Origin of the sequence: Candidatus Magnetaquicoccus inordinatus, from assembly GCF_004217665.1 — a bacterium.
Classification (GTDB): Bacteria; Pseudomonadota; Magnetococcia; order Magnetococcales; family Magnetaquicoccaceae; genus Magnetaquicoccus; species Magnetaquicoccus inordinatus.
The window spans coordinates 1-3,255 of the sequence record NZ_RXIU01000298.1; the positions used below are offsets into that span (position 1 = coordinate 1).

2 protein-coding genes are annotated in these 3,255 nt (G+C 54.6%); both read right to left on the reverse strand.

All coding sequences use genetic code 11. The features are described 5' to 3' along the window. Positions 1-25: 25 nt before the first annotated feature. Entirely contained in the window at positions 26-766 is a 741-nt protein-coding gene (locus EJP87_RS14875; RefSeq protein WP_130472647.1) for a 4'-phosphopantetheinyl transferase family protein, read from the reverse strand. Next, positions 751-3,162: a GlcNAc-transferase family protein gene (locus EJP87_RS14880; protein ID WP_130472648.1), complete on the reverse strand. Its 2,412-nt coding sequence runs from the start codon at positions 3,160-3,162 to the stop codon at positions 751-753. The genes EJP87_RS14875 and EJP87_RS14880 overlap by 16 nt, the downstream gene beginning before the upstream one ends. Between the last annotated feature and the right edge of the window lie 93 nt (positions 3,163-3,255).

Genomic DNA, 3,255 nt, shown 5'->3' on the forward strand with positions numbered 1-3,255 from the left:
CAGCAAAGCATCCCCCCTGCCCGACTCAGAGCGACTCTGCCCTCTCTGCATCAGCAGGCCAGAAACGGCGGCGCAACAGCGGCGGCAGGCTTCCCGACAAAACCACAGCCGCACAAAACCCAAGCGGCGCCCAAACATCCTGAATAGAGACCTTTGTATCCTGCCCCTCCTGCCAGTGCGCACTCACCCTCTCTGCCGGTTGTTCTGGATCAACAGTCAGTGCAAAGCGCTGGCTATGCTGGGCAATAGTTCCTCCCCAACACTTGATATATGCCTCTTTGCGTACCCAACTGGTGAAAAATCCTGCTGCAATCCTGGCTGGTGGCAGGCGGGAGAGAGCTTCGCTCTCTTGTGGATGAAAAAAGCGCCGCGCCAAACGCAACCTATACTCTGGATCATCTCTGCGCACACGCTCCAGATCGATACCAATCTCGCGCTGCCAGGCCACTGCCACCCCCAACCAGGAGCCGGAATGGGCCAGATTAAATTTGAGAGCCGCATAGGGCTCACCTAACAAGGGCTTTCCCGCCGGTGTGCGCACAATCGGCAACTCCCTGGCACTGCAGCCCGCATAACCACTGACAATCCGCCGCACACTTGCCCGCACCCGCAACGCCAGCACACGCGACTCCTCTGCTCTGATCCTGGCAAGCCTCTCCTGCTCCTCCTCAGATACATAGAGCCTTGTCTGCTCCTCTGTCTCCGGCAACTCCTGCAATGGGCAATACCAAAGATGCAGCTCATCAGCGGCTAAAGAATAGCGCACTTGTTCTCCTCACCCTCCCTGAACAACTGCCTGGGCGACAGCCACTCCACCGCAGAAAAGGAGCGACTTACAGCAAACAACTGTTGTAAAAACAGCCAACCCTGGCGATCCATGATGCGGTGGTGGGTAAGAATACCCAATGGCTCCCGCAGATCCACCTCACCCAAACGACGTTGTCGCAACTTGTGCAGCAAACGCTCGAGCAGCCAATCTCTCCGCTGGATCCTCGGGGGATCCTGCGTCCAATCCATCAGATCCAGATGGGCATTATAACGGCGCACCCCCCCCTTCTCCTGGAGAGTTGTCGGCAAAACACCATATTGCGAAAGCCCGATAAAACCGGCACGTTGCAACAAAAAGATACGCTCTTCCGGATAGTTATTCCAAGGAGGAACAAAAACCGGCAAAAAACTCTCGGCAAAAAGCTGCTGCAAGCGTCGCATGCCCTGCTGCAACTCCTGGGCGACCTCCTCCTCTGCACGCTCTAAAGCAAATTCACTCTGGCCTTTGCCTGCTGGGTGATGATTGGTATGGGCATACCCATGTTGACAAAAAAAGAGCTGTCTGCTCTGCACATTGGCCGCCAACAAACGCTCACTCGCCCTGACTGGAATGACCGCCAACAATACCGGAAGCGCATACTCCTCTGCCAAATCCTGCAAGCGCTGATAATTGGCCGATGGTGCAGTCAAATCATCATCCCGCCACCATAACTGGCAACGCCTGCCTGCCTCCTGCCAAAGTTGCCACTCCTCACGCAACGGTGCAAACAACAACTCAGTAGCGGACGCACTCCACACAGGTACAGTCAAAGAGGTCAGGGTACAATCGGCCAGACGCCAGACTCCCATAAAACAGCCCTCCTCCTCTGTGCCATCCGCCAGCAACTGCAATGGAGCGGGCAAAGAGAAGGGGGGACGGGTCAAATCGAGACGCCGCCACTGCCCGGTGACATTTGCCCGATTGCTGGCCCCAGGATAGGTGGTAGCCAACAAATAGCGTGATCCACTTTTTTTGCACTGAACCAACACCTCTCTGGCTTGCTGCAAAGAGAGCCAGGACAACACATGACGACACAATATGGCATCCATGCACGGCAAAGGGTCGCGCGTCAGATCGGCAACCTTGAAATAATAGTGGGCATGCTGGGCAAAGAGCTGCTGATTATTGCTAATCAGCTCGGCAACACAATCCACACCCAAATAGAGATCCAAAAGTGCCTCATCCATCCATGCCAACCAGTTGCCATCACCGCACCCTGCATCCAACAGAGTACGAATGGTCCACCGATGCACAAGCTGTTGCAAATGCTCGCGCCAATGTTTGGTCTTGCGCCACAACGAGCGACTCCCGGAGCGACTCTCCACCCCTCCCCAACGACCAGCCTGGTAGATGTCGGTAAAAATTTTCCGACTCTCCCTCTCTTCATCACTCAGCAGATCCGGCGCAGGAAAGCGGCCATCCAAGGCCCGTACACCAATTTTGCGTCGATTCAAATCAATATCCGCATAGCGCTCATACTCTGCCACGCTGCGCTCGTTACCCAAAGAATAGCTGTCCATCTCCTGAATGACCGACGGATCAGAGCTCGGCTCCATCCCCAACAAGTGCAATCTTCGCTGCTGCGACAACTGCTGCAGGCGCCACCACTCTCCAGGATGATCATCCCAGTGCCGTGCCCGCTCTTGCAAACCATAATTATGGTAAACAACAATCTGATTTGGGACAAAAAAATCATAGCCATGCGTCCATAAACGCACTGCCAGAGTCAACTCCTCCCCATAAAAATAGAGGTAAGGATCATAAGGCACTTCAGAAAGCATGCTTTTTTCGGCAAAGATAAAGGCGGCAGATAAAAAAGCGCTGGGCCTGGGCGAGGATAACTGCATAGCCGGATCCAACGTCCCTGAACGCTGCACCAGATTGCCATCGCTTTTGAAACGTTCCGCACGAATAAAGGGTAATCCGGTAGCAATCCGCTCATCAGGTGGATTATAGGGAGGAGGTAAAGTGGATAATACCGGCTTATGGGCAGGACAATTGTGCCACATCTGCAATAATGTGACATCCCAGGCAGCTTCAAAGCGCATGTGGCTATCGATCTGCAAATAAAAATCTTCTCCAGCATAAAAACGGCTTTGAATCCAATGTCTGGCCCAACAAGGCCCCCGACTGCGCGAGGCGGCCACCACCTCGCCACGCACCTGTTCTGCCCGACAAAGAATCTGCGTATACGCGCTGCCATCCCGATCCCGATCAATCTGCCACAACACTCCAAGAGCAAGCCGCTCTGGATGGGCAGCCTTGGCAAACAGGTCTGCTATAGTGGCAGCACACTCCCGATCCCGATAACTGGCAATCGATACAAAAATGGTGGCATTGTGCACTCGATTCACGACTCATCCTCACAACCAGCAAAGCATCCCCCCTGCCCGACTCAGAGCGACTCTGCCCTCTCTGCATCAGCAGGCCAGAAACGGCGGCGCAAC